Source organism: Sphingomonas sp. KC8, from assembly GCF_002151445.1.
Classification (GTDB): Bacteria; Pseudomonadota; Alphaproteobacteria; order Sphingomonadales; family Sphingomonadaceae; genus Sphingomonas_E.
Genome location: NZ_CP016306.1, coordinates 3466618 through 3491252, shown reverse-complemented (window position 1 = coordinate 3491252; position 24635 = coordinate 3466618). Strand labels below are relative to the sequence as shown.

Below are 24635 nucleotides of genomic sequence, written 5' to 3'. Positions count from 1 at the left end.
TTGTTCTGCCGGCGGTTGTACGATGCAGTTTCGTACAGTACAAGCCTCGACAATCATATCATCCACCGACCTGCCGGAGACCCGAGGATGCGTTTCGCTCCCGCCGCCCTGTTGCTTGCCGTCACGACGCCCGCGCTCGCGCATGATCATGCCAGGCCCGACCATCTGAACGTCCCCTTTTCGGCGCCGGCCAATTATCTGGAACATGCCAAGCTGTTCCAGGAACGGGTGACGCGCGTTGGCGAAACGCCCGTCTGGCAACTCGAATTTCCGGGCATGAACATCGTCGTGGTCGAAGGGACGGATGGCCTGATCATCCTCGACACCGGCATGAACAAGGATATCGCGAACGCCGCGCTCGCCAAGATCCGCGCCGAAATCTCCACCAAGCCGATCAAGGCGATCGTCTACACCCACCATCACCCCGATCATGTGAACGGCGCCTCGGTCTTCGTTGATCCCGCCGATGTGAAAAGCGGCAAGGTGCCGGTCTATGCTGCGGCCAATTTCCTGAAGGAATTGTCGGACGAAGGCATCGCCACCCTGCCGATCGTGGCCACGCGCGCGGCCTATATGTTCGGTTTCAGCCTGAAGGGCGAGGAAGCGGCCAATTATCATGTCGGCTGCTGCGGCCCGCTGGGCAAGGCCGGCAAGAATGAATCGGGCTATATCCCGCCGACGCAGTTCGTCGACATGGATGGCGCGCGCGATGTCGAGATCGCCGGCGTGAAGATGCACCTGTTCCATACCGGCGGCGAAGCGGCATCGCACATCGCGATCTGGCTGCCCGAACATAAGACGCTGGTGTCCGGCGATGAAATCCAGGGGCCAACCTTCCCCAATCTCCATTCGATGCGCGGCACCAAGATGCGCGACGCCAATCGCTGGATCACCGGCCTGCGCCGCATGCAGCGTTATGACAGCGCCTATATGGTGCCGATGCACGGCCCGGTCGTCACCGGCGCACCGCAGATCAAATCGCTGCTCGCCCGCTATGAAGACGCGATCCAGTACACCCATGATCAGACGATCCGCCTGATCAACAAGGGCGTCACCGTGGCGGAACTGCCGGATGCGATCGGTCCGCTGCCGGATTATCTGCGCTCCGAACCCTATACGACCGAATATTATGGCACCGTCGCCGATGCGGCGCGCAGCTATTATGTCGGTTATGTCAGCTGGTTTTCCGGCGACGCGACCGATCTTGCCCCCACCCCGCGCGCCGAACGCGCCAAGCGCGAAGTGGCCTTGATGGGCGGCCGCGCCCGCGTGCTGGCCGCCGCCACCAAGGCGTTCAAGGCCGGCGATGCGCAATGGGCCGCCGAACTCACCACCCTGCTGATCGCGATCGACCATCAGGACATGGACGCCCGCCAGTTGAAGGCCGCCGCCTTCCGCAAGCTCGGCTACGCCACCTATAACGCCAACCGGCGCGGCTTCTACCTGATGGGCGCGATGGAACTGGACGGCGCGATCAATTCCAAGGGCCTCACTGCCCGCTACATGAACCCGGACAATATCAAGAAGATGCCGATCGCGCTGATGCTCGAATCCGTGCGCTACCGGGTCGATCCCAAATTGGGTGGCGCGGGCGACGATCGCGTCGCGCTGGTCGTGCCGGGCGAAGCCGATGCCTGGCTGGTCGAACTGCGCAACAGCACGCTGAAAAGCAGCCCGGGCGCCGCCGGCACCGCACCGTCGGTTACGCTCGATCGCTCGGCACTGGGCGATCTCGTCGCCGGGGCCGCAACTGTCGAAGATCTTGCGGCAAAGGGCGCGATCAAAGGCGACGGCATCGCCACCCTTGCCCGCATTTTCGGCGCTCTCGATCTGTCGGCAACCCCGATCGATCTGGTCGTTCGCTGATCGGAAATTTGTCACCGATCGCCGAAGTGCGACAATTACAACACTATGCGCACTGAAATATCTGGTTACGTGCGCATAGCATCGAATCTAGTCCATTTGGACGGGGATCGTACGACACAGATCAGTACGGGCCTCATCCATGACCGCCTTCACCGGCGTGATGAAAGTTGCCCGCCGCAGTTCGCGCGGGCCAAGGGAGGGTTTTAAAAGAATGAACGGTCTTGTGTCGCGGCGCGCCGTTACCGCCTGTCTGCTTATGTTTGCCACGCCTGCTTTCGCGCAGGATGCAGCGCCGGTTGATGCCGCCGCCTCCGACGGTCTCGAAGAAATCGTCGTCACCGCGCAGAAGCGTTCGGAATCGGTCCAGAAGACCCCGATCTCGATCATGGCGATGACGAGCGCCGACATCGAAAAGAAGGGAATCGTCGATCTTACCGATCTGCGTTCGCAGGTGCCGAGCCTTCAGGTTACGCCGCACCCGAACAGCGCCACCACCGCGCGCGTCTTCATCCGCGGCGTCGGCAACAATGACGATCAGATCACGGTCGATCCTTCGGTCGCCGTCTATCTCGATGGCATCTACATCGCGCGCGGCCAGGGCCTGTCGGCCGAAATCGCCGAAATCGAACGCATCGAAGTGCTGCGCGGCCCGCAGGGTTCGCTCTATGGCCGCAACGCCACCGGCGGTGCGATCAACTACATCACCAAGGCCCCGCGCCTTGGCGAATTTGGCGCCAAGCAGGCGCTGACCATCGGCAACTATGATCAGTTCCGCACGCGCACCAGCATCAACGTGCCGATCGGCGACACCCTTGCCGTCGAACTGGCCTATCTCCACAGCGAGAAGGACGGCTACGTCAAGAATCTCGGCACCGGCGTTAAGCGCTTCGGCGATCAGCGCCGCGACGCGTATCGCGCCGCCATCCTGTGGCAGCCGACCGACAGCATCGAACTGCGCTACAGCTACGATCGTTCGGACATCAACGATACGCCGCAGTATATGGTGTTCGCGCCCTTCTACCCGAATGTCGCCGATCGCCCGACCGCCGGTTCGGCGGCCGTCAGCAACCTCGAAGCCAACGACGTCACATCGCAGGGCCACAACCTCACCGCCAGCTGGGAAGTTGCGGACAACGTCACGATCAAGTCGCTGACCGGCTATCGCAAGCTGTCCAACGTCACCAACCAGAACTATCTGACCGGTGTGTTCGGGCCGTTCCCGGTCTATCTGACCGGCTTCGATCAGTCGCAAAAGCAGTTCAGCGAAGAACTGCAGGTCATTGGCCAGCTGTTCGACGATCAGCTCGAATATGTCATCGGCGCTTATTATTTCGACGAAAAGGGCGACAATAGCGATTACGCTATTCCGTTCGGCCGTCCGCAGCTCAATCGCTTCGCCACCATCAAGAACAGCGCTTATGCGTTGTACGGGCAGGCCACGCTGCGTCCGTCCTCGCTGGAAGGCCTGTACATCACCGGCGGCCTGCGCTGGTCGCGTGACGAACGCAAGGCGACACTGGCTCAGGAAAGCGTCCTCGGCGGCGTTACCACGGTCCTGCCGTCGGGTGCCGGCGACAACAGCTTCTCGGACGTCAGCCCGAGCCTGACGATCGGGTACAACGTCAATCCGGACGTCAATGTCTATGGTAAGTACGCCATGGGCTATAAGACCGGCGGCTATAACCTGCGCGCCAGCAACATTCAGCGCTTCAACGCCGGCTTCGGCCCCGAAACGCTCAATTCGCTGGAATTCGGCGTCAAGTCGAGCTGGCTGAACAACCGTCTGCGCGCGAACCTCGCCGTATTCCGTTCGCAGTATAAGGACATCCAGACCAACGTTCAGGTCGATGCCAACCGTCCGGAACTCACCGACATCTTCAACGCCGGCAAGGCGCGGATCCAGGGTTTCGAACTTGATCTGACGGCCAAGCCGACTTCGGCGCTGACCGTTTCGGCGAACTATGCGTATCTCGATGCCAAGTTCCAGCGCATCATCGATCCGCTGACCGGCAACAACATCACGTCGAACTTCACCTTCGTCGAAGCACCGAAGCACACGCTGACGGTTGGGGCGGAATATGCCTTCCCCGAAACCCCGATCGGCCAGCTGACCGCCAACATCGACTATTTCATGCAGAGCAAGAAATCGACGTCGACCAGCGATCCGCGCTACGTCATCGGCGACTACGGCCTGCTCAATGCCCGGTTGACGCTGTCCGACATCCCCGTCGGCATGGGCAACTGGCGTCTGTCGGCGTTCGCCAAGAACCTGACCGACAAGGAATATTACATTGCGCACTTCAACGGCGGCCAGCCGGCCGCGATGTTCGGTGAACCGCGCACCTACGGTCTCGAACTGACGTTCGAATACTAAGACGCATAACGTCGCCGGGCGGTGCCGGGGGCCTGATAGCCCCGGCACCGCACCGATCGTCGATATCGCTTCACGAAAATGCCGTCGGCTTCCGCATCAGCGGTCGCCGGCGGCATTTTTGTTTTTAATGGGTCGTTTGTCGCGGATAGCCGGCGTCGAACGCCGTTCAGGGGCTGCCGATCCCCAGCAGCGCTTCCCGCGCGATCAGTCGGCGCATCGTCGCCTTGTCCTGCAGCAGATCGGCGATGGTGTAGCGGTCGAACACCTGCAGCATCGCCGCCACCCCTTCGGCCAGCACACCGGTGAGGCCGCAGGCCGGTGCGATGGCGCAGCCCGAACAATCAGCCAGTTGGAACCCCTCCTCGGTCCGGCGGACGACTTCGCCCACGCTGATGCCTTCGGCCGGCCGGGCCAGGCGCATACCCCCCATCCGCCCGCGCACCGTTTCGACGAAGCCATCGCGCCCCAGCGCCACCACCACCTTCGTCAGATGATTGTGCGAAATCTCATACGCACGCGCGATTTCGCCGATCGAACAGAGCCGTTCGGCATTCAGCGCCAGGTGGATCAAAACCCTCAGCGAATAATCGGTGTAGCGTGTCAGCCGCATCGGCTCATCCTAGCGCAACGTCGGCACTTCAATACATGTATTTCACTTGCATGTTAATCGCCATCGCATAATATGCATTTCAGATGCACGAATCACGGCGGGCGCGATGCAACCGGACAAGGCCATCACCGAACAGACCCTGGCGACGCTGGTCGATCGTTTTTACGAACATGTTCGCCGCGATCCGCTGATCGGCCCGCTGTTCAACAGCGCGATCGATGACTGGCCTCATCATCTGGAAAAACTTGGTCATTTCTGGTCGTCGGTGATGCTGTCGACCGGCGCCTACAAGGGCAATCCGGTCGCCGAACATCTGAAACATGTCGATCGGATCACGCCGGACATGTTCGAACGCTGGCTGGCATTGTGGGATGAAACAACGGCGGAACTGATGCCCGCGGATGCAGCCAAGGCGCTTCAGGCGAAGGCGGCGCGCATCGCCGAAAGCCTGCAACTGGCCATCCGCTTCCGTCCGGGCCAGCCGCTATCGGCGCCTCAACCCAGCACACAACCCTATCGTTCAACCCCGGTGTTCGATCAGGATAGCCTGCCCGGCGCACTCCGCCGCGAACATCGCACCAAGGCCGGCACATGGGGCGCGATCCACCTGCTGGCCGGCGAAGCGCGGCTGCATTTCACCGACCCGCCGTCGACCCGGCACCTCACTTGCGATCGTCCGGGCGTCGTCGCGCCCGAACAGCCGCATTGGGTGGAACCGATCGGGCCGATGCGGCTGCGGATCGACTTCCACGATGGTCCACCGGCCATCTGACCCTTCGCCTTTTCGATCCACCACGCCGGCATCCCGGCTGCCTTTCTTGCATGGAGACGTACGACCATGACTGCTGCTGCGCTGAGCGACCAGACCATCCACATCGTCAAGGCCACCGCCCCGGTGATCGAGGTTCACGGGCTGGATATCGTCCGCCGCATGTATGAACGGATGTTCGAAAACGCCCTGATCCGCGATCTGTTCAACCAGTCCCACCATGGCGACGGTGGGTCACAGCCTCGTGCGCTGGCCGCCGCGATCCTCGCTTATGCGCAGAATATCGATCAGCTCGCCGCCCTCGCCCCGGCGGTCGAACGGATCGCGCAGAAGCATGTCGGCCTGCAGATCAAGCCCGAACATTATCCCTATGTCGCCGATGCCCTGCTCGGTGCGATCAAGGATGTGCTGGGCGATGCCGCGACCGAAGACGTGCTGGCCGCATGGGGCGAAGCCTATTGGTTCCTGGCGCATGTCCTGATCGGCCGTGAAAAGCAGATCTATCATGAAGTGGAAACCGCCCCCGGTGGCTGGGCCGGCTGGCGCAATTTCCGCATCGCTGCGAAGCACCGGGAAAGCGCGATCATCACGTCCTTCACGCTGGAACCCGAAGATGGCGGCCCGATCATGCACCACCGGCCGGGCCAGTATCTCACCTTCTGGCTGGAAATTCCCGGCCATCCGCCGATCAAGCGCAACTACAGCATTTCCAGCGAGCCGGGCGCGGATCATTATCGCATCTCGGTCAAGCAGGAGGCCGAAGGCGTCGCATCCGGCTGGCTCCACAACCAGGCCGATGTCGGCACATCCTTGAAGGTCGGCGCGCCGGCCGGCGAGTTTTTCCTGGCCGATCATCCCGAACGGCCGGTCGTCCTGCTCAGCGGCGGGGTGGGGCTGACACCGATGATCAGCATGCTCCACACCATCCTCGCGCGCCATCCGCAAACCAGCGTGCAATATATCCACGGCACGCAGGATGGATCGACCCATGCCATGAAGCAGGAGGTGCGTGACGCGGTCGCCACCAGCGCCAACGCCAGTTCCGCGATCTTCTACCTCGCCCCGCGCGAACAGGATCGGCCGGGCGAGGATTATGACCATGCCGGGCTGATCACCGCCGAATGGCTGGAAGCGAACACGCCGGTTGCCTCGGCCGATTATTTCCTCTGCGGGCCGCGCGCGTTCCTCAAGGCCTTCGTGGCAGGGCTGTCGCTTGCGGGCGTGCCGGCGTCGCGCATCCATTATGAATTTTTCGGCCCGGCGGACGAATTGCTTGCCGCCTGATGGTCCTTGCAGGCCCCCGTTCGCTCTTGATCGATTGATAACCCCCTTCGTCCATAAAGGGCGCGGATTGGCTGGGGAGAATATCGTGAAGGGAGAATTGTGGACGGGGGCGCTGGAAGTCCGTCGGTCCGAACGGATGCCGGTGGCGATCGACGGCACCTTCCGGGAACGGGGCACCCGCGGCGAACCCGTCGACATCCTCAATCTGTCGCTCGAAGGGTTTCAGTGCCGCTGGCATTGGTCGCTGCGGCCGGGCGACGCGATCTGGCTGAAGCTGGCGGGTCTGGAAGCGCTGCCCGCCCGCATTATCTGGTCCCAGGATTTTATGATCGGCGCGGAGTTTGCGACCCCGCTTCATCCGGCAGTGTTCAACCGCCTCGCTACACCGCTATAGCACGGCCGATGAAATTGCGGATTACCGAGATGGGCCATATCGAAGTGCTGCGCGCCGCCGACAGGGTGGCGATGCCATGGAAGAATGGCGGCGGCATCACGCACGAAATCGCCATTTTTCCTGCGGATGCCGGGATGGATGATTTCCTGTGGCGACTGAGCATGGCCGAAGTGGCCGCCCCCGGCCCCTTTTCGGCCTTCAGCGGAATCGATCGGATACTGGCGGTGCTGGATGGCACCCTGCACCTGTCGGGCGACACCATCGGCGATATCTTCATCACGCCCCAAAGCACCCCTTGCGCGTTTCCGGGCGATGCCGCGGTGATCGGGCAACCCATTGGCGGGCCGGTGCTCGATCTTAATGCGATGGTCCGCACCGGCGCATATCGCGCGGAAATGCGCCACCTTGCGCCCAGTGATCACAGGGTTGGCGCTCCGTCTGCCGCCTTCGTCGCGCTAGGCCCGGTCCGCTGCGAAGCGGACGGCATTGTCGAAACCCTCGATCGGCTCGATTGCCTGCTGCTGGAAGACGTCATGACCATCAGCTTCACCGGCACGGCCAACGCGCTTCTCGTCCGGTTTCTGCCTGCCTGAAACCGCAACCGGGCGCGACGGGCCGGGCATCGGCGGGCAGGCTGCATTTGCGGATCGACATTCCACATGGACGGGGGCTATCCGCCGCGTCATGAGCATCATCGCCACCATCATGAACGCCTCGACCGGCCAGCCCATCCAGAAGATGAAGTTCGGGCGCATGCCCCGTACCGGCGCCGCGTTCGTCCTCGAAACCGGCCAACGCGTGACCGCGCAGCGCGTCGACGTCGGCAAGCCCGCACCCGGCACGTTCGGCACACCGGTGGACATCTGGGTCATCCCCTGAATCCCGCCTGAAACCAGCATCAAGGCTATGGCAGGACAACGCCCTTCCATCCGCTTTTGCCAAGGGAGCACGAATCCCCTAAAGCGGCCGCGCGCCGGCGGCGGATAGCGGGATACCCGCCTCCATCCACCAGATTCGGCACAGATCACGCATTCCCGGCGGAGCGGCAGAAATGACCCGCACCGCTTCGTACCACGCCCAGAATAGGAATAGTTGCCAAGCATGCCCTCGTTCAAAGAACCGAGCTTCCAGGAACGCGCAAAGCTCGCAGCGCAGGCCCGTCAGACTGCGCTGAACAAGCTGCGGACGAAGCCGCCGGTCGACCCGGCGGTCCTCGCCGAGCGGCAGGCCGCCTTTGCGGCGCGCAAGGAAGCCGAAGCGAAGGCTGCTGCGGAAAAGCGCATCGCCCGCGAACAGGAAAAGGCCGAACGCCAGGCGCAAAAGCTTGCCGAGGCCGCCAAATCGGCCAAGGCCCCTGCGGCGGAACTGACGGAAGCCGAAAAGAAGGCCGCCCGTGATGCGCGTTATGCCGCGCGCAAGAATCGGAAAAACACGCGCTGATCCAGCATTCCGTCAACGGCGGCAGGGCAGCGCGACCACGCCTGCCCTGCACCGGCGGCTTTCACCGAAAGGGCGCGTGCCATGGATCTCGATGCGCTGCTTGAGCATTATTTCGCCTCCACCGATCCGGACGCAATCGACGCGGCACAATTTGCCGCCGGCAAGGAACGGCTGACGATCGACTTCGGCGTCGAACAGGAACCGAGCCGGAAGTTCGCCTTGTGGGCACTGATGGAGGCGCTGGGATTCGCGCCGACGCCAGCCGATGCGTTCGAGGATGCGGGGCTTAAGCGCGCGGCGGACGATTATCTGAGTGCGGCCTGGCGGCTCGAACAGGGCTGACCGCACCGCATCCGGCGCGGCCGCCCCCTCCGGATTATTCGACCAGCGCGCGCCTCAGGCCCGCCTGATCCTGTTCGTTAAGGCCTACGACATTGCGAAGATAGGCCTCGGGCGAACCATCGCGCCGGGTCATCTCGTCAAACGCTGCCCTGATGTAAAGCGGGTCGGCGGCAAGCAGCGGTTCCGCGATTTCCTTGGGCAGCTTGGAAAGCATCTGGTTGCCTCCCTTGTCGCGTTCCAGCGCGGAGCGCAGATACTGGTCGGTCAGCGCATAATCGGCAAACACCGTCTCGCGCGGGACGCCCAGCGCCGTCAGAACCAGCGCCGCGGCAAGGCCCGCCCGATCCTTGCCCGCGCTGCAATTGAACGCCAGCGGCAATTCGCCCGCCGTCATCTTGCGGAACATTTCACGATAGGCCGGCGCCTGTTCATAGGGCAATGTGCGATACATATCGGCCATGCTGGCCCGCGCCTGTTCCCCGGTTATCTTGCCGCTGAACAATTTGGCCAGATCGCCGCCGCTCATTTCATAATCGCGCGTATAATAGTCGATCCTGGCCGCCTCGACCCACTTGTTCGGCTCGCTCTTGCGTTCCCCCGCCGTCCGGAAATCACATACCGACCGAATACCAAGCCGGCCAAGATATTCGAAATCGGCCGGCATCAGGCCCGCCATCGATCCGGAACGATAGACTTTGCCCCAGCGCACGCTGTGTCCGTCACTGGTACGGTAACCGCCCAGGTCGCGAAAATTGCGTCCGCCTTCCAGCGGCAGCAACCGTTGCGCCAGCCAGCGCCCTTCGCCCTTCGCCGGCTGGACGTAAAAATAAGGCCGGCCGGGGAAATCAGGCAGTCCCACCACGGCCGAATGGATCGCATGGTCCGCCAGCTTCACACGTTCGGCCGCGGGCGCATCGGGCTTGTCCGCCACGAACAGCGCCATCGGCGCATCCGGGTTCCATGCGCTCCAGTTCACGCGGAAAACCCCGGGGCCGCCATCCTCAACACCAAATTCGGGCGCGGGGGCCGAAACCGCCGCCTGTGCGGCTGGTGCTGGTGCCGCAGCGGGCGGGGCTGCGAAGCCCATCCCTGCCCCGGCCACCGCCACCGTCGCGGCAAACATGACCTTCACATGCACTCTCCTAAATCCGGAACCGGACGTCGACCCATCAGTCCGCGGCGCTGCAATACGCCTGGTTCGCATTGATCTGTTCAGGTGACGCCAACTCAACATCGAACAATGGACGTTCGATATTGGTAAGGTTCTTTCCCCACGGCGGGACTGCCACATTTCCCGCGTCCATTGCAATGCGGCCAAGGCGGTTCCGATCACCCGGCGCAAATGCCGGTTATCGCATGGCAGGATAAGGATTATGTGGCGTATTCAGGCTTCGGCCTTGCGGCGTCGTTCGGTCGCCGCATGACAGGCAAGGCCCATGCAATCGTCGCGCGACCCGTCCTTCTGGCGATCGACCGGGATATCGACGAACCCGCCATTGCACAGGGCGATCCGCATCGACGCCGGGTGCGCGTCGGCGGCATTGGTGCCGCCGAACAGCAGGCTGGCCACCGCCAGTCCGGCCAGGGTGGTGCTAAACGGCACGGCTGAACCCCCCGGTCGAAATGTCCCGATAGGCGTCGATCGCGCTGGCGATCGTGCGGGCATAAGGCAGGCCCTGCACCGTCAATTCGAGGCGATTGCCGGCAAAGCGCGCCAGCCCGGCCGCTTCCGCCTGCGCAAGCGCCCCTTGCACCTGCGCCACCATATCGGCGCCCAGATCGGCGCTACCCTGACATAGCAATTGTTCGATGATCCTGCCCCGTCGACGATCATCGGCCGATCGCATGATCCCGCGACGGGCCGGCAGGCGGCCGGAAAATGCCAGCATCCGATACCGGCCGGCCATTTTTTCATTCTGGGCGATCAGGCCGGGAAACTGGCTGATCGCGCTGGCGCCCATGCCGATCAGATAGTCGCAATCATCATCGGTAAAGCCCTGGAAATTGCGCCGCAACCGTCCTTCGGCCGCCGCCTGCGCCAGCGGATCGCCAGGCTGCGCGAAATGATCGAAGCCGATCGCGCGATACCCGGCGCCTGCCAGCCGGTCATGCGCATAAGCCGACTGGTCGAACCGCGTGCGCAGGTCGGGCAGATCGGCATCGTCGATGCGGCGCTGGCGCGGCAACAGCTTGGGCAGATGGGCATAACCGAACACCGCGATCCGGTCCGCCCCCAGCGCGATCGTCCGCGTCAGGCTGTCGTCCAGTTCGGCAACACCCTGATGCGGCAGGCCGTACATCAGATCGAAGTTGATCGATCGAACCCCGGCCATGCGCAGCCCGTCCGTCGCGCGCTCGATCATCTCGGCCGGCTGGATGCGGCCAATCGCCGCCTGCACCTGCGGCGCGAAGGTCTGCACGCCAAGGCTGGCGCTTGCGACGCCCAGCCCGGCGATCGCATCCAGCCACGCACGGTCCAGCGTGCGCGGGTCCAGTTCGATCGACAGCGTCGCATCGCCCACGCCCAGCCGCCGCTCCAGTGTCTCGACCAGATGGACGAAACGCCAGGGCGCAATCGCATTGGGGCTGCCGCCACCGAATGCGATCCGCCGCACCCGTCCGCGCCCCGCCAGTCGATCGGCGATCAGATCGATTTCGGTTTCCAGCGCCTCAAGATAAGCGGTCAGCCGCCCACCGCGATTGGCGGCGCCGGTGTTGCAGCCGCAATACCAGCAGATCTCCTTGCAATAAGGGATATGCAGATACAGCGAGAGCGGCGCCTCCTCCGGCACCGCATCGATCGCGGCGGCCATGTCGGCCTCGCTTATGCCGTCATGAAATTCGGCGGCGGTGGGATAGCTGGTGTAGCGCGGTACCGGGCGGCCCAGCAATTCGGGATGATAGGTCCACATGGCCCATGCTTAGCCCCCTTTGCGCGCCCCCTCCTTGATCCACGTCAACGAAAGGCTTGTCTTCGATCAAGGTGCGGATGTTTGGCCCGGTTTAATCGATTCCCTGACGGACAACATTCCGAAGGGGAAACAAATGTACCGGGCCTTCGCGCTCACCCTGCTGGCGGCAACTGCCCTCGCCTCGCCGGCTCAGGCCGAAAAGGGCGATATACTGGTTCGCGTTCGCGGCATCATGGTCGCGCCGAACGAAAGTTCCAGTGGCATCACCCCCACCTTCCCTGCCGAAGGGGTGCAGGTGAACAACAGCATCATGCCCGAGGTGGATTTCACCTACATGCTCAGCAAGCATGTCGGCGCCGAACTGATCGTGGCGACAACCAAGCACCGCGCCAGCGGCAAGACCGGCACCACCGGCTCGATCGGCCGGCTGGCATCGACCTGGGTGCTGCCGCCGACGCTGACGCTGCAATATCATTTCGCCCCCGATGGCCCGGTTCGGCCTTATGTCGGCGCGGGTGTGAACTACACGATCTTCTATTCCGAAGATGCGTCGGGCGGGCTGGAAGCGGCCGTCGGCAAGACGAAGGTCCATATGAAGGACAGCTTCGGCTGGGCGCTTCAGGCGGGTGTCGACGTGCCGATCAGCGAACGCGTCTTCGTCAATTTCGACGTCAAATATATCGATATCGATACCACCGCGCGGCTGACGACCACGGCGATCGGCACGCAGCACACCCGCATTCATCTTGATCCGCTGGTCTTCGGCATAGGCGTCGGCATGCGCTTCTGACCCGCGATCCCACCCTCTCTCCCCCTGTGGGGGAAGGCACCCGCCTTCCCCTACTTTTTTTGCGTCTCGGTTTCGTCGTCGATCAGGATGCGCAGCGCGGCGCCGTCCAGATCCTCCAGTTGCCCGGCCCTGAGCGACCAGAAGAACGCACCCAGCCCGCCCAGCCCCAGCAGCAGGGCGACGGGGATCAGGAAAGCAAGGCCATTCATCGTGCGCACCTCCGTAGCCGCAGCGCATTGGCGATAACGATGATCGACGACGACGACATCGCCACCGCCGCCACCAGCGGCGTCACATAGCCCGCGATCGCCAGCGGCACCGCCAGCACGTTATAGCCGATCGCCAGCGCGAAATTCTGGCGAACCACCCGCAACGTCCGCCGCGCGGCCGAAACCGCGATCGGCACGGGCATCAGGCTATCGCCCAGGAACAGGATATCGGCGGCGGTCTGGCCGACGTCGCTGGCCGATGCCGGCGCGATCGAAACATGGCCGGCGGCGAGCGCCGGGCCATCATTGAGGCCGTCGCCGACCATCAGTACCTTGCGCCCTGCCTGTTCCAGCCGCTCGACCGCGGCCAGCTTGGCTTCGGGCGTCATGCCAACCAGCGCCAGCAACCCCAGTTCGCGCGCCACCGGCGCCACCGCTTCGCCCCGATCACCCGAAATGATCGCGACATCGAACCCGTCGCGCTCCATCCGGCGGATCGCAGCGGCCGCGTCCGGCCGCAGCCGATCGGCAAATTCCAGCAGGCGCGGCGGCGCGCCTTCCAGCGCAAAGGCCGTCGCCAGCCGGTCGTGTCCCGTCACGCCCACCCATTCGGGCCGGCCAAGCCGCACCCATTTGCCCTGCCACGTCGCCTCCACGCCAAGCCCGGGAATTTCCAGCAGGTCGGCGACGTCCGCCGCCTGTACGCCCTTGCCTTCCAGCGTGCGCACCAGCGCCGCCGACAGGGGGTGCCGGCTCGCCCGCGCCAGGGCGAGCGCCAGCGGCGCTTCCGCATCCGCCAGCACCCATTCCCCCACCGGCTCGGGCCGGCCCACGGTCAATGTCCCGGTCTTGTCGAACCGCGCGCAATCCGCCTCCGCCAGCCGTTCCAGCGCGGACCCATCCTTGACGAGCACGCCGCGCCGCATCAGCGCGCCCGCCGCCACCACCTGCGCCACCGGCACCGCCAGCCCCAGCGCGCACGGGCAGGTGATGATCAGCACCGTCACCGCGATCAGCAGCGATTCATGCCAGCCCGCGCCCGCGATCATCCAGCCGGCAAAGCTCAATGCCGCCAGCAGATGCACCGCCGGCGCATAATAACGCGCCGCGCGATCGGCCAGCCGCACATAATGCGATCGCCCCTGCCCCGCCGCTTCCATCAGCCGCGCCATCCGCGATATGCTGGTATCCGGCCCGGCCGCCGTCACGCGCACGATGATCGGCGCATCGACATTCAGCGCACCGGCCACGACGCGGCTGCCTTCGGCGATCGGTTCGGGCCAGCTTTCGCCGGTGATGATCGCCATGTCCATGCTGCTGGCGCCAAGCTCGACCACACCGTCCGCAGCCAGCCGTTCGCCCATCGCCACCTGCAATTGCATGCCCGGCTCGATCGCTTCGGCCGCCAGCCACGCGCTCGTCCCGTCGGGGTGCAGCACGGTGCCGCCCGGCGCGGTCTGCCGCAGCAGGGCCGCCGCCCCGTCGCGCGCGCGGTTGCGCATGGCATTATCGAGCAGGCGCCCCGCCAGCAGGAAGAACAGCAGCGATACCGCGCCGTCGAAATAGGCGTGCCGCCCGCCGACGATCGTTTCGAACAGGCTGATCGCCGTCGCCAGCAGCACGCCGATCGAAATCGGCACGTCCATGTTGGTCCGCCCGTGCCTGAGCGCGCCCCACGCCGAACGGAAGAATGGCCGCCCGGCATAGGCCACCGCCGGCATCGCGATCATCGCCGATAGCCAGTGGAACAATTGCCGCGTCGCGCCTTCCGCGCCGGACCAGATCGCCACCGACAACAGCATCACGTTCATCGCGGCAAACCCGGCCACGCCGATCGCCCGCACCAGTTCGCGTCCCTCGCGATCATCGGGCTGCGTCGACGCCAGTTTGATCGGCTCGGCGGCAAAACCGATGGCCGCCAGCGCATCCTTCAGCGCAACCACATCGATCGTCGCATCATGGTCGATCGCCACGCGCTTGGCGGAAAAGTTCACCCGCGCCTCGATCACGCCGGGCGTGTCGCGCAACCCCCCTTCGATCTTGGCGATGCATCCGGCGCAGCGCACGCCAGGCAGCACGAACTCGCTATGCGCTGCGGCGATCATGCCGCGATATCCCCGACCATGCGGAAATCGTTCCCGCCTTTGCGCAACGTGGCATGGACCCGCCACCGCCCCGCCGGCAGCGGCTCGATCGACTGGTACCGCCCCTGCCCGATCGCCCGAAAGCGCAAGGACCTCGCCGGCAGCCTGCCCAGCGGATGCGATGCGGTCGCCGTTACCGCGGCACCATCCAGCGCGGCCCCTTCCGCCGTGGCGATCAGTTCGACGCCGCCGTCCGCGCGCGCCACCGCGGCCGTCCAGCCCAGCGCATCCTGCGTGCGCGCCGCTTCCAGCCAGCCATTATATTGGCGGCTGGCGACATAGCCGTTGGCGACGATCAGCCCGCCGAAACTGCGCGTCGCCAACGTCGCCATCAACAGGTTGACGCTGATGATGACGCCGAAAAAGGCGACCATCGCGATCCCCATGTGGCGGCCGGTAAAAGGACGGGTCATGGTTGGTCTCCCGGACGATCGAAGCGGGTTTCGGCCTTGTCGGTTTCGTGGGCGCCATCGGCGGCGCTGAGCGTGAAGGCAAAGGGTTCGGCCGCCCCCCCGTCCGCCCCCGCACGCACATAGATGCGGCGCTGGTCCACGCTGTCGGGCGCCACGCTGAACCGCAGCGTACGGGCGGATTCCGCCTCGTTCCCCAGCGATTCCCACATTGCGCCATCGGCCAGGCCATCCAGCGTCAGCACAAAATCGCGCGGTCGCGATTCCATGTTACGCAGCTTGATGGTGTAGGCGTTGCGGATCGCACCATCGCTCAGTTGCACCCACAATGGGTTGCGATCATGCGCGACGGACAGGTCCATCCGCGTGCGGTTGCCCAGCGCGAACATCATGGCCAGGCCAATCACCCCCCACAGCGCGAAATACAGCAACGTCCGCGGGCGCAGCATCGTCCGGGCGATCGATACCGGCGGCGCGCCGGCGGCTTCGGCCTTGCAATCTTCCAAAGTGGCATAATCGATCAGCCCGCGCGGCCGGCCGATCCGCGCCATCACATCGTCGCACGCATCGATGCACAGGGCGCAGGTGATGCATTCGAACTGCGCGCCATCGCGAATGTCGATGCCGGTGGGGCACACCGCCGCGCACGCGCCGCAATCGACGCAATCGCCGGTCGGCGCTCCCGCATCCTTCTTCATCCCCCGACTGCGCGGTTCGCCGCGCCAGTCCTTGTAGGTGACGATCAGCGATCGTTCGTCCAGCATGGCCGATTGGATGCGCGGCCATGGGCACATGTAGATGCACACCTGTTCGCGCATCCAACCGCCCAGCACATAGGTGGTGAAGGCGAGCACCGCGACGGTGGAATAAGCCACCACCGCCGCATCGCCGGTCAGCAGGTCGCGCGCCAGGGTCGGCGCATCGGCGAAATAAAATACCCACGCGCCGCCGGTCAGCAGGGCGATCAGCAGCCAGATGCCATGCTTCAGCACACGCTTGGCGATCTTGCCGGCGCTCAGCGGCGCGGCGCGCAGGCGGATCTGCGCATTGCGATCGCCATCAATCGCGCGTTCGATATGCAGGAACAGGTCGGTCCACACGGTCTGCGGGCAGGCATAGCCGCACCACGCCCGGCCGACGGTGGATGTGACCAGGAACAGGCCCACACCAGCCATCACCAGCAAACCGGCCACATAATAAAATTCATGCGGCCAGATTTCGATATCGAAGAAATAGAAACGGCGGTTCGCCAGATCGACCAGCACCGCCTGATCGGGGGCATAAGCCCCGCGATCCCACCGCAGCCAGGGCGTGACATAGTAGATCGTCAGCGTCACTGCCATGATCGCCCATTTCAGGCGGCGGTAAAAGCCGTCGATCGCGCGCGGGAAGATATCGGCGCGGCGGACATAAAGCCCGCCACTCCCCCCGGTGCGATCGTCATGGCCAGCCATTATTCGCCCCCACCCAGCGAATGGACATAAGCGGTCAGCATGTTGATCGTGGCCGGGTCCAGCCGCTGGCCCCAGGCCGGCATCACCCCGCCACGGGCATTGGTCACGGTCGCGGTCACGCTGTCGCGATCGCCGCCATACAGCCAGATGCGGTCCGTCAGATTGGGCGCCCCGAACTGGCGCAGGCCTTTGCCGTCGCTGCCGTGGCACACCGCGCAGTTCGCCTCGAACAGCGGTGCGCCGCGCCGTGCGGAGGCATCCGCTTTATCCTGTCCGGCGATGACGCGGACGTGGGACACGACATCGTGGATCTGATCCGCGGTCAATATGCCGTCGCGGCCGAATGCCGGCATCATCGACAGCCGGGTCTTGTCGTCATCGGGCTGGCGGATGCCGTGGACCAGCGTCTGGCGGATCGCGGCGCGATCGCCACCCCACAGCCAGTCGTCGTCGTTCAGATTGGGATATCCCTTGCTGCCGGCCGCACCCGATCCGTGGCACTGCACGCAATGCACCTTGAATGCGGCGCGCCCGCCTTCCACGGCTTGGCGCATCAGCGGCGACTGCGGATCGATCTGTTCGATCGGCGTTGTCGCCACCGTGCGCATGAACTCCGCCCGGCCCGCCTCGACCTTCTCGATATCCGCCTTCAGGTCGCCCCGGCTGGTCCAGCCGAACGTGCCGGCGGTCGCGCTGCGCGCCAGCGGGATCGCGGGATAGACGATGCAATAGCCGATCGCGAACACGATCGAGGCATAGAAGCTCCACAGCCACCAGCGTGGCATCGGATTGTCCAGTTCCTCGATACCGTCCCACTCATGCCCCATCGTCTTGGGGCCGGTTTTTTCGGGACCACCGGTTGCGCCGCTTTTGTCTGTCTTGGCGTTCCTGTCAGTCATGACGGGGGCTTTCATCGCGAAAGGGGATTTGGGCGGCATCGTCGTGCAGGGCGCGGGCGGATGGGCGGCAGGCGCGCCACACCGCCAGCAGGAACACGATCGTCAGGAACAAAAGTCCCCAGCTGTCCGCCGCGTGACGCAGGGCGTCATAGGTCATTTCGCCTGCTCCATCGGTTCGGCCGCGCGGGTGTCGACCAGCGTGCCCAGCATCTGGAGGTAGGCGACCAGCGCATCCATTTCGGTCACGCGCTTGGGATCGCCATCGAAATCGCGGGCCTGCGCCTTGGGGTAACGCTTGCGCAGATCGGCGGTGTCGGCGTCGGGATCGGCCTGCGCCTGCAGATCGTCCAGCGCCTTGTCGAGGTCCTCGTCGCTATAGGGCACACCCACCCGGCGCAGCGCGACCAGATGATCGCGCACGCCGGGCATCACCAGCTTGCGCTCGCGCAGGAAGGCGTAAGGCGGCATGATCGATTCCGGCACCACCGATTGCGGATCGGCCAGGTGCTGGACGTGCCATTCATCCGAATAACGGCCGCCGACGCGGGCCAGGTCCGGCCCGGTGCGCTTCGATCCCCACTGGAACGGGTGATCGTACATGCTTTCCGCTGCCAGGCTGTAATGCCCATACCGTTCCACTTCGTCGCGGAACGGGCGGATCATCTGGCTGTGGCAGTTATAACAACCCTCGCGGATGTAGATGTTCCGGCCCGCTTGTTCGAGCGGGGTATAGGGCCGCACGCCCTCCACCTTCTCCACCGTCGAATCGATCCAGAACAAGGGCGCGATCTCGACGATGCCGCCGATCGAAACGGTGATCAGCGAAAGGATGAAAAGCAAGGTGACGTTGCGTTCGATCTTGCCGTGATCGAGTTTCTTGATGGCCATCGGGCGATCCTTCAGGCGGCCGCGGGCTGGATCGGTTTGTCCAGCGCGGGATTGTAGGGGGCGTCGGAAAGCGGTGCTTCGTCCCGCAGGCGGCCACGGATCGTCATCGCGATGTTCCACGCCATGATCAGCGCGCCCGCCAGGTACAGCACGCCGCCGGCAGCGCGGATCAGGTAATAGGGCTTCATCGCGGCGACGACGTCGGCAAAGGCGTTCACGAGGTAGCCGTCGGCCCCATATTCGCGCCACATCAGCCCCTGCATGATGCCCGCCACCCACATCGACGATGCGTAAAGAACGATCCCCAGCGTCGCCAACCAGAAGTGCCAGTTGATCATCCGCAGCGAATAGAGCCGCTCGCGGCCCCACAGCCGGGGCGTCATGAAATAGACCGCGGCGAAGGTGATCATCCCGTTCCAACCGAGCGCCCCCGAATGGACATGGCCGATCGTCCAGTCGGTATAATGCGACAGGCTGTTGACGGTCTTGATGCTCATCAGCGGGCCTTCGAAGGTGCTCATGCCGTAGAAGGCCAGCGCCAGCACCATCATGCGGATGATCGGATCGGTGCGGATCTTGTCCCACGCGCCCGATAGCGTCATCAGGCCGTTGATCATGCCGCCCCAGCTCGGCATCCACAGCATGATCGAAAAGACCATGCCCAGCGTCTGCGCCCAATCGGGCAGCGCGGTGTAGTGCAGGTGGTGCGGCCCCGCCCAGATGTAGAGGAAGATCAGCGACCAGAAATGGACGATCGACAGCCGGTAGCTGAAGACCGGGCGTTCGGCCTGCTTGGGCACGAAATAATACATCATGCCGAGGAAGCCGGCGGTCAGGAAGAAGCCGACCGCGTTATGCCCGTACCACCACTGCGTCAGCGCATCCTGCACGCCGGCGAACAGCGAATAGGATTTCGAACCGAACAGGCTGGCCGGCATCGACAGGTTGTTGACGATGTGGAGCATCGCCACGGTGACGATGAACGACAGATAGAACCAGTTGGCGACATAGATATGCGGTTCATGCCGCCGCACGATGGTGCCGACATAGACCGCCAGATACGCCACCCAGACGATCGTCAGCCAGATATCGACATACCATTCCGGCTCGGCATATTCGCGGGCCTCGGTAATGCCCAGCAGATAGCCGCTCGCCGCCAGCACGATGAACAGCTGATATCCCCAGAAGGTGAAGCGGGCGAGGCCGGGGAAGGCCAGCCGGGCGCGGCAGGTGCGCTGCACCACCCAGAAGCTGGTCGCGATCAGCGCATTGCCGCCGAACGCGAAGATCACCGCCGACGTGTGCAACGGCCGCAGCCGCCCGAACGTCGTATATTCCAGCCCCAGGTTCAGCGCCGGAAAGGCCAGCTGCAACGCGATGTAGAGGCCGGCGAGAAAGCCGACGATCCCCCAGGCCATCGTCGCGATCACGCCCCAGCGGATGATTTCGTCATCATAGCCGGTCGGCGCGGGTTTCGGCCGGGCAAGGCCCGCCATCGCCTCATAGTCAGCCGTCCGCAGCGTCCATACCAGCGCGGCCAGCGCGGCTGCCGCCACGATCGCCATCTGCACGGCAAAGCCGCCATCCACGGCGAGCGCCGCAGCCGCCATCGCCAGGAAACTGATCAGAAACCAGCCTCCGGCTTTCAATACCAATCCGTCCATCTGCGATCCCTGTTCGGAAAATGTACGGCGTTCCCCTCGTCCTTCGGGGGTTGGCCAGCATTGATCATCGTCAAAAATTCAGCCGCCGGCGGCCTCGCGCAGCGCATTCCTGTCACGCACCGCGATCTGCCGCCCGCCCGGCAGCGCGATCACGCCCCCGTCGCGCAGGCGGGTCATCGTCCGGCTTACGGTTTCGATCGCCATGCCCAGTATGTCGGCCATCTGCTGGCGGCTGAACGGCAGGGCGAACGTCTTGCCGGCCGCGCCTTCCAGCCGCTCGGCCGCATCCAGCAGCAAGGTGGCGACGCGCTCCATCGCCGATGTGCGGCCCAGCAGCAGCATCCAGCGCCGCGCGCCATCCAGATCGTCGAGCGCGCGGCGCAGCAACGCTTCGCCCATCCCGGCATGGCCTGTCGCAAAGGAATCGAACGCCGCCCGGCTGAACACGCACAGATGCGCGTCGCTCAGCGCGGTGATCGTCTGGCGGCTGTTCTTGCCGAACGGCCGGCCGATGAAATCGGCAGGATAAGCCAGGCCCACAATCTGCTCGCGCCCGTCGCGCGACATGGCGGACATTTTGAGCACGCCTTCCAGCACGTTGCCGACCAGCGTGGATTCAGCCCCCTGCCAGATCAGCGCCTGCCCGCGCTTCAGCCGAACCTTGCGGCCCAGCCGATGCAGTTCGCCCAGCGCCGGCGCCGCAAGGGACCCGCAAAACGCATCGGCGCGCACCGCACAGCTTGCGCATGGCGACGGATCATGCCCCGCCTCCGCTTCTCCATCCTGCCCCGATGGCTCGACATACATCGGAAAATCTCCGCCCTTGTGGCCGGTGGCAGTTCGGTGCCACCGGCTCACCGCCTTCTCGTTTTGGCGTGCGCGCAACGATATACGCATTTGTACGGACGCCCCGGCGGTGGGCCGAACGGGCACGGGCAGGCGCGCTGCCCGTCAGCGCCGGCGCAACCATCCGCGCAGCGCCACGTTCCTACAGAATCCGGCCTTCAGGATCCGGCCGCACGATCGTCATACGTAGACATACGCAGTGCGGATCCGGCCGAGCCGTGCGAATTTCGCACACACGCCCGCAGGAGGTGAACGATGCTCAAAGACATATTGGCGGTTGTCGAAGGCGGCGATCAATGCCTGCCGGCCATCGATACGGCCATTGCACTGGCCCGGCGCCACGACGCCCATCTCGGTGTCACGGTGCTGACGGAACAGGCCATCCTGATCACGGCCTATGATCCGATCGGCTATGCCTGGCCCGCGCCGGAGCGTGACACGGAACATGAACAGCAGCTCGCCGCCATCCGCGATCGGGTCACGCAAATGGGCATTGCCGCGGATGTCCGCGGATTTTGCGACGATCCCACCTTGCTGCCGGGTCTCGTCAATGTCGAAGGGCGCTATGCCGATCTGGTGCTGTTCGGTCCGTCCTCCTGTTGGGTCGACACCCGCCTGCGCCGCCATGCGATCGAAGCAACGGTGATTGGTGCCGGCGCCCACACGCTGCTTTCACCGGATGATTGGCAGCCCGGCCCTGTCACCCATGCCGTGCTGGGGTGGAACGCGTCGGCCGAAGCCGCCCGCGCCGCGCGCGCGCTGATCGCCTTTGCCGATCCCGGCGCGCGGATCGATGTGGTGACGATCGATGCCGTGCCGTCGCCGGATGGCCACGGGCCGGCGCCCGGCAGCGATATCGCCCGCCACCTGGCCCGCCACGGATTTCAGGTGGACGTCCACCGCGAAGCATCCGCCGGCCAGCCGATCGCACAGGTTCTGCAGTCGTTCACGCGCGATCGCGGCGCCGATTTGCTGGCGATCGGCGCCTTCGCCCATTCGCGCTTCCGCGAAATCCTGTTGGGCGGCGTGACACGCGATCTGATCGCCGGAACACAATTGCCGATCCTCATGGTCCATTGAGAAAGGTTGTCCGCTCACCCGCGACAATCTTTTGCCGAACGGGAACGGGCGCGGTACTGGTTCAGCCATGCCGGTTTCCAAGGGTCATTCGCTTCAGCTCGCTGACGAACTCAATCTGCTGATCGATGGCGCGCAGGGGCTGGCCATCTACATGGTCGATCCTGCTGGCCGGGTCACGATCTGGAACCGGGGGGGCGAACGCCTCACCGGCTGGGCCGCCGACGAAGTTATCGGCCGCGATGATGCCCTGTTCTATCCGGCCGATGCGATTGCCGCTGGCCGGCCGGCCGCCGATCTCGCCGCGGCCCGCACCGCCGGCCGGCTCGAACGCGAAGACTGGTGCATCCGCAAGGATGGGTCCGAATTTCTCGCCAGCATCGCGATCACCGCTTTGTCCGACGATAGCGGTGCTGCGCGCGGCTTTGCCAAGGTGCTGGCGGATATCACCGATCGCCGGGCCGCCGAAGCCGCGCTCAGGACCAGCGAAAGCCATCTGCGCTCGATTCTGTCCACCGTGCCCGATGCGATGGTCGTCATCGACGAACGTGGCGACATATTGTCCTTCAGCGCCGCGGCCGAACGGCTGTTCGGCTATCGCGAGGCCGAAGTCGTCGGCAACAATGTCAGTATGCTGATGCCTTCGCCCGATCGCGAACGGCATGATGGCTATATCCGGCGCTACCTGCAAACCGGGGAAAAACGCATCATCGGCATCGGCCGTGTCGTATTCGGCGAACGGCGCGATGGATCGACCTTTCCGATGGAACTGGCCATCGGCGAGGCGGCGGGCAGCGAATCCCGCTTGTTCACCGGTTTCATCCGCGATCTCACCGAACGGCGGCGCACCCAGGAACAGCTTGAAGAATTACAGTCCGAACTGATCCATGTTGCCCGCGTCAGCGCGATGGGCACGATGGCGTCCACCCTGGCGCACGAACTCAACCAGCCGATCACCGCCGTCACCAATTATGTCGAAGCAATCCGTGATCTGCTCGGCCAGCCCGATCCCGATGATCTGCCGATGATCCGCGAAGCGCTGGACGACGCCGCGAAGGAAGCCTTGCGCGCCGGCCATATCGTGCGCCGTCTGCGCGATTTCGTGGCGCGCGGCGAAGTCGAAAAAACCGTCGAAAAATTGCCGCAACTGATCAACGAAGCCGCCGTCCTTGGCCTGATGGGCGCCAGCGAAAGGGGCATCGCCCCGCGTTTCGATCTCGATCCTTATGCGTCGCCCGTGCTGGTCGATCGGGTGCAGATCCAGCAGGTGCTGATCAACCTCATTCGCAACGCGGTCGATGCGATGGCGTCCGCTCCCGAACGCCGGCTCGTCGTCACCAGCCAGCCCGATCAGCCGGGTTTCGTGCGCGTCACCGTCGCCGATACCGGTCCGGGGGTTGCCCCCGATGTGGCCGCCCAGCTCTTTTCCGCCTTTGTCAGCACCAAGAAGGACGGCATGGGCCTTGGTCTTTCGATCTGCCGGACGATCGTCGAAGCCAATGGTGGCCGCATCTGGATGGAACCGGGCGCGGACGGCGGAACCCGATTTCATTTCACGCTGGTGCGCGCCGATGCAGAGGAAGCCTCATGACGGATAAGCGGTTGGTCCACATCGTCGATGATGAAGAAGCGATCCGGCGATCCGCCAGCTTTATGCTCAAGACGGCGGGCTTCGCCGTGGAAACCTGGCCGTCCGGTGTCGCCTTCCTCAAGGAAGCCCAGACGGCGGCGCCCGGCTGCGTGTTGCTCGACGTGCGTATGCCCGAAATGGACGGGCTGGAAGTGCAGCGGGCCTTGGTGGATCGCGGCATCGCCTTGCCGGTGATCGTGCTCACCGGCCATGGTGATATTTCGATCGCGGTGCGCGCGATGAAGGCTGGCGCGGTCGATTTCATCGAAAAGCCGTTCGAAAAGGCCGCCCTGCTGGCCGCGATCGAAGCCGGGTTTGATCGGCTTGCCGCCGCCGACGGGCGCGCCGCGCGGGCCGATGCCGCCGCCGTCCTGCTGGCCCGCCTCACCCCGCGTGAACGCGATGTGCTCAACGGCCTTGCCAGTGGCCTGCCCAACAAGACGATCGCCTTTGATCTCGGCATTTCACCCCGAACCGTCGAAGTGCATCGCGCCAATCTGATGGCCAAGCTCGACGTGCGCAGCCTGTCCGATGCGCTGCGCATCGCCTTCGCCGCCGAAGTCGATAGCGCGGATATCGGGAGCATTACGTAGCGACGGCCGGGCTGGCGTCTGGGATGACATTCTTTCGGCA

At 64.4% G+C, this 24635-nt stretch carries 26 protein-coding genes; 13 read left to right on the top strand and 13 right to left on the bottom strand.

Annotated elements, in window-relative coordinates; translation table 11 throughout:
• Window positions 1-87: 87 nt before the first annotated feature.
• Together KC8_RS16520 and KC8_RS16515 are read left to right on the top strand one after the other, a co-directional pair.
• A complete protein-coding gene (locus KC8_RS16520; protein WP_010125706.1) occupies window positions 88-1866 on the top strand; it encodes an alkyl sulfatase dimerization domain-containing protein in 1779 nt (592 codons plus the stop codon).
• Window positions 1867-2077: 211 nt separating this feature from the next.
• Window positions 2078-4240, top strand: a complete 2163-nt coding sequence (locus tag KC8_RS16515) for a TonB-dependent receptor (RefSeq protein ID WP_010125704.1) — start codon at window positions 2078-2080, stop codon at window positions 4238-4240.
• Window positions 4241-4406: 166 nt separating this feature from the next.
• On the opposite strand, the gene KC8_RS16510 is transcribed toward KC8_RS16515, so the two are convergent.
• Window positions 4407-4850 carry an Rrf2 family transcriptional regulator gene (locus KC8_RS16510; RefSeq protein ID WP_010125703.1) on the bottom strand — a complete coding sequence of 148 codons (444 nt, stop codon included), beginning with the start codon at window positions 4848-4850 and terminating at the stop codon, window positions 4407-4409.
• 106 nt (window positions 4851-4956) lie between these two features.
• On the opposite strand from KC8_RS16510, the gene KC8_RS20620 reads away from it, so the two are divergent.
• The 7 genes from KC8_RS20620 to KC8_RS16475 all read left to right on the top strand — a co-directional run bounded on the left by KC8_RS20620 (window position 4957) and on the right by KC8_RS16475 (window position 9079).
• Complete coding sequence (locus tag KC8_RS20620) at window positions 4957-5622, top strand: DUF1971 domain-containing protein (RefSeq protein WP_010125702.1); 666 nt, start codon at window positions 4957-4959, stop codon at window positions 5620-5622.
• Window positions 5623-5688: 66 nt separating this feature from the next.
• Complete coding sequence (hmpA, locus tag KC8_RS16500; RefSeq protein WP_010125701.1) at window positions 5689-6903, top strand: NO-inducible flavohemoprotein; 1215 nt, start codon at window positions 5689-5691, stop codon at window positions 6901-6903.
• A gap of 85 nt (window positions 6904-6988) precedes the next feature.
• Window positions 6989-7297: a PilZ domain-containing protein gene (locus KC8_RS16495; protein WP_010125700.1), complete on the top strand. Its 309-nt coding sequence runs from the start codon at window positions 6989-6991 to the stop codon at window positions 7295-7297.
• An 8-nt stretch (window positions 7298-7305) separates the two neighbouring features.
• Entirely contained in the window at window positions 7306-7890 is a 585-nt protein-coding gene (locus KC8_RS16490; protein WP_232455560.1) for a HutD/Ves family protein, read from the top strand.
• A 91-nt stretch (window positions 7891-7981) separates the two neighbouring features.
• On the top strand, window positions 7982-8176 hold the full coding sequence (locus KC8_RS16485; RefSeq protein WP_010125698.1) for a hypothetical protein: 195 nt from the start codon (window positions 7982-7984) through the stop codon (window positions 8174-8176).
• Window positions 8177-8398: 222 nt separating this feature from the next.
• Window positions 8399-8737, top strand: a complete 339-nt coding sequence (locus KC8_RS16480) for a DUF6481 family protein (RefSeq protein ID WP_010125697.1) — start codon at window positions 8399-8401, stop codon at window positions 8735-8737.
• Between the two features lie 81 nt (window positions 8738-8818).
• Window positions 8819-9079 (top strand): hypothetical protein, encoded by a 261-nt coding sequence (locus KC8_RS16475; protein ID WP_010125696.1) that lies wholly within the window; start codon window positions 8819-8821, stop codon window positions 9077-9079.
• Between the two features lie 34 nt (window positions 9080-9113).
• Here KC8_RS16475 and KC8_RS16470 read toward each other — a convergent pair whose 3' ends face one another.
• The 3 genes from KC8_RS16470 to hemN all read right to left on the bottom strand — a co-directional run bounded on the left by KC8_RS16470 (window position 9114) and on the right by hemN (window position 11991).
• The gene (locus KC8_RS16470; protein ID WP_050805409.1) at window positions 9114-10202 is read right to left on the bottom strand and encodes a tyrosine-protein phosphatase; all 1089 of its coding nucleotides are present in this window, start codon (window positions 10200-10202) and stop codon (window positions 9114-9116) included.
• Between the two features lie 261 nt (window positions 10203-10463).
• Window positions 10464-10682, bottom strand: a complete 219-nt coding sequence (locus tag KC8_RS16465) for a hypothetical protein (RefSeq protein WP_010125693.1) — start codon at window positions 10680-10682, stop codon at window positions 10464-10466.
• Window positions 10672-11991 (bottom strand): oxygen-independent coproporphyrinogen III oxidase, encoded by a 1320-nt coding sequence (hemN, locus tag KC8_RS16460; protein WP_010125692.1) that lies wholly within the window; start codon window positions 11989-11991, stop codon window positions 10672-10674. The genes KC8_RS16465 and hemN overlap by 11 nt, the downstream gene beginning before the upstream one ends.
• Window positions 11992-12124: 133 nt before the next feature.
• Here hemN and KC8_RS16455 point away from each other — a divergent pair, with 133 nt between their 5' ends.
• Complete coding sequence (locus KC8_RS16455; protein WP_037496233.1) at window positions 12125-12781, top strand: OmpW/AlkL family protein; 657 nt, start codon at window positions 12125-12127, stop codon at window positions 12779-12781.
• Window positions 12782-12831: 50 nt separating this feature from the next.
• On the opposite strand, the gene ccoS is transcribed toward KC8_RS16455, so the two are convergent.
• The 9 genes from ccoS to KC8_RS16410 form a co-directional block, all read right to left on the bottom strand.
• Window positions 12832-12990 carry a cbb3-type cytochrome oxidase assembly protein CcoS gene (gene ccoS, locus KC8_RS16450; RefSeq protein WP_010125690.1) on the bottom strand — a complete coding sequence of 53 codons (159 nt, stop codon included), beginning with the start codon at window positions 12988-12990 and terminating at the stop codon, window positions 12832-12834.
• Window positions 12987-15095 (bottom strand): heavy metal translocating P-type ATPase, encoded by a 2109-nt coding sequence (locus tag KC8_RS16445; RefSeq protein WP_010125689.1) that lies wholly within the window; start codon window positions 15093-15095, stop codon window positions 12987-12989. The genes ccoS and KC8_RS16445 overlap by 4 nt, the downstream gene beginning before the upstream one ends.
• Complete coding sequence (locus tag KC8_RS16440; RefSeq protein WP_010125687.1) at window positions 15092-15547, bottom strand: FixH family protein; 456 nt, start codon at window positions 15545-15547, stop codon at window positions 15092-15094. The genes KC8_RS16445 and KC8_RS16440 overlap by 4 nt, the downstream gene beginning before the upstream one ends.
• Window positions 15544-16998 carry a cytochrome c oxidase accessory protein CcoG gene (gene ccoG / locus KC8_RS16435; RefSeq protein ID WP_010125685.1) on the bottom strand — a complete coding sequence of 485 codons (1455 nt, stop codon included), beginning with the start codon at window positions 16996-16998 and terminating at the stop codon, window positions 15544-15546. Before ccoG ends, KC8_RS16440 begins: the two co-directional genes overlap by 4 nt.
• Complete coding sequence (ccoP, locus tag KC8_RS16430; protein WP_010125683.1) at window positions 16998-17897, bottom strand: cytochrome-c oxidase, cbb3-type subunit III; 900 nt, start codon at window positions 17895-17897, stop codon at window positions 16998-17000. Before ccoP ends, ccoG begins: the two co-directional genes overlap by 1 nt.
• Window positions 17890-18054: a cbb3-type cytochrome c oxidase subunit 3 gene (locus KC8_RS16425; protein WP_010125682.1), complete on the bottom strand. Its 165-nt coding sequence runs from the start codon at window positions 18052-18054 to the stop codon at window positions 17890-17892. The genes ccoP and KC8_RS16425 overlap by 8 nt, the downstream gene beginning before the upstream one ends.
• Entirely contained in the window at window positions 18051-18785 is a 735-nt protein-coding gene (gene ccoO / locus KC8_RS16420; protein ID WP_010125680.1) for a cytochrome-c oxidase, cbb3-type subunit II, read from the bottom strand. The genes KC8_RS16425 and ccoO overlap by 4 nt, the downstream gene beginning before the upstream one ends.
• An 11-nt stretch (window positions 18786-18796) precedes the next feature.
• Window positions 18797-20449 (bottom strand): cytochrome-c oxidase, cbb3-type subunit I, encoded by a 1653-nt coding sequence (ccoN, locus tag KC8_RS16415; RefSeq protein WP_010125679.1) that lies wholly within the window; start codon window positions 20447-20449, stop codon window positions 18797-18799.
• 78 nt (window positions 20450-20527) lie between these two features.
• A complete protein-coding gene (locus KC8_RS16410) occupies window positions 20528-21307 on the bottom strand; it encodes a Crp/Fnr family transcriptional regulator (protein ID WP_232455559.1) in 780 nt (259 codons plus the stop codon).
• A gap of 243 nt (window positions 21308-21550) precedes the next feature.
• Here KC8_RS16410 and KC8_RS16405 point away from each other — a divergent pair, with 243 nt between their 5' ends.
• The 3 genes from KC8_RS16405 (at window position 21551) to KC8_RS16395 (ending at window position 24595) form a co-directional block, all read left to right on the top strand.
• Window positions 21551-22375: a universal stress protein gene (locus KC8_RS16405; RefSeq protein ID WP_029624556.1), complete on the top strand. Its 825-nt coding sequence runs from the start codon at window positions 21551-21553 to the stop codon at window positions 22373-22375.
• Window positions 22376-22442: 67 nt separating this feature from the next.
• Window positions 22443-23963 (top strand): PAS domain-containing sensor histidine kinase, encoded by a 1521-nt coding sequence (locus KC8_RS16400; RefSeq protein ID WP_010125676.1) that lies wholly within the window; start codon window positions 22443-22445, stop codon window positions 23961-23963.
• Entirely contained in the window at window positions 23960-24595 is a 636-nt protein-coding gene (locus KC8_RS16395) for a response regulator transcription factor (protein ID WP_010125675.1), read from the top strand. The genes KC8_RS16400 and KC8_RS16395 overlap by 4 nt, the downstream gene beginning before the upstream one ends.
• The last annotated feature ends 40 nt before the right edge of the window (window positions 24596-24635 follow it).

What these genes read in the sequence shown, in the direction of transcription:
- hmpA (WP_010125701.1), top strand. Translation starts at nt 5,689, where the DNA reads ATGACTGCTGCTGCGCTGAGCGACCAGACCATCCACATCGTCAAGGCC.
- KC8_RS16470 (WP_050805409.1), bottom strand. Translation starts at nt 10,202, where the DNA reads ATGTTTGCCGCGACGGTGGCGGTGGCCGGGGCAGGGATGGGCTTCGCA.
- ccoP (WP_010125683.1), bottom strand. Translation starts at nt 17,897, where the DNA reads ATGACTGACAGGAACGCCAAGACAGACAAAAGCGGCGCAACCGGTGGT.
- KC8_RS16485 (WP_010125698.1), top strand. Translation starts at nt 7,982, where the DNA reads ATGAGCATCATCGCCACCATCATGAACGCCTCGACCGGCCAGCCCATC.
- KC8_RS20620 (WP_010125702.1), top strand. Translation starts at nt 4,957, where the DNA reads ATGCAACCGGACAAGGCCATCACCGAACAGACCCTGGCGACGCTGGTC.
- KC8_RS16395 (WP_010125675.1), top strand. Translation starts at nt 23,960, where the DNA reads ATGACGGATAAGCGGTTGGTCCACATCGTCGATGATGAAGAAGCGATC.
- KC8_RS16445 (WP_010125689.1), bottom strand. Translation starts at nt 15,095, where the DNA reads ATGATCGCCGCAGCGCATAGCGAGTTCGTGCTGCCTGGCGTGCGCTGC.
- hemN (WP_010125692.1), bottom strand. Translation starts at nt 11,991, where the DNA reads ATGTGGACCTATCATCCCGAATTGCTGGGCCGCCCGGTACCGCGCTAC.
- KC8_RS16490 (WP_232455560.1), top strand. Translation starts at nt 7,306, where the DNA reads ATGAAATTGCGGATTACCGAGATGGGCCATATCGAAGTGCTGCGCGCC.
- KC8_RS16400 (WP_010125676.1), top strand. Translation starts at nt 22,443, where the DNA reads ATGCCGGTTTCCAAGGGTCATTCGCTTCAGCTCGCTGACGAACTCAAT.
- ccoS (WP_010125690.1), bottom strand. Translation starts at nt 12,990, where the DNA reads ATGAATGGCCTTGCTTTCCTGATCCCCGTCGCCCTGCTGCTGGGGCTG.
- ccoN (WP_010125679.1), bottom strand. Translation starts at nt 20,449, where the DNA reads ATGGACGGATTGGTATTGAAAGCCGGAGGCTGGTTTCTGATCAGTTTC.
- KC8_RS16475 (WP_010125696.1), top strand. Translation starts at nt 8,819, where the DNA reads ATGGATCTCGATGCGCTGCTTGAGCATTATTTCGCCTCCACCGATCCG.
- KC8_RS16440 (WP_010125687.1), bottom strand. Translation starts at nt 15,547, where the DNA reads ATGACCCGTCCTTTTACCGGCCGCCACATGGGGATCGCGATGGTCGCC.
- KC8_RS16520 (WP_010125706.1), top strand. Translation starts at nt 88, where the DNA reads ATGCGTTTCGCTCCCGCCGCCCTGTTGCTTGCCGTCACGACGCCCGCG.
- KC8_RS16510 (WP_010125703.1), bottom strand. Translation starts at nt 4,850, where the DNA reads ATGCGGCTGACACGCTACACCGATTATTCGCTGAGGGTTTTGATCCAC.
- KC8_RS16425 (WP_010125682.1), bottom strand. Translation starts at nt 18,054, where the DNA reads ATGACCTATGACGCCCTGCGTCACGCGGCGGACAGCTGGGGACTTTTG.
- KC8_RS16515 (WP_010125704.1), top strand. Translation starts at nt 2,078, where the DNA reads ATGAACGGTCTTGTGTCGCGGCGCGCCGTTACCGCCTGTCTGCTTATG.
- KC8_RS16480 (WP_010125697.1), top strand. Translation starts at nt 8,399, where the DNA reads ATGCCCTCGTTCAAAGAACCGAGCTTCCAGGAACGCGCAAAGCTCGCA.
- ccoO (WP_010125680.1), bottom strand. Translation starts at nt 18,785, where the DNA reads ATGGCCATCAAGAAACTCGATCACGGCAAGATCGAACGCAACGTCACC.
- ccoG (WP_010125685.1), bottom strand. Translation starts at nt 16,998, where the DNA reads ATGGCTGGCCATGACGATCGCACCGGGGGGAGTGGCGGGCTTTATGTC.
- KC8_RS16455 (WP_037496233.1), top strand. Translation starts at nt 12,125, where the DNA reads ATGTACCGGGCCTTCGCGCTCACCCTGCTGGCGGCAACTGCCCTCGCC.
- KC8_RS16405 (WP_029624556.1), top strand. Translation starts at nt 21,551, where the DNA reads ATGCTCAAAGACATATTGGCGGTTGTCGAAGGCGGCGATCAATGCCTG.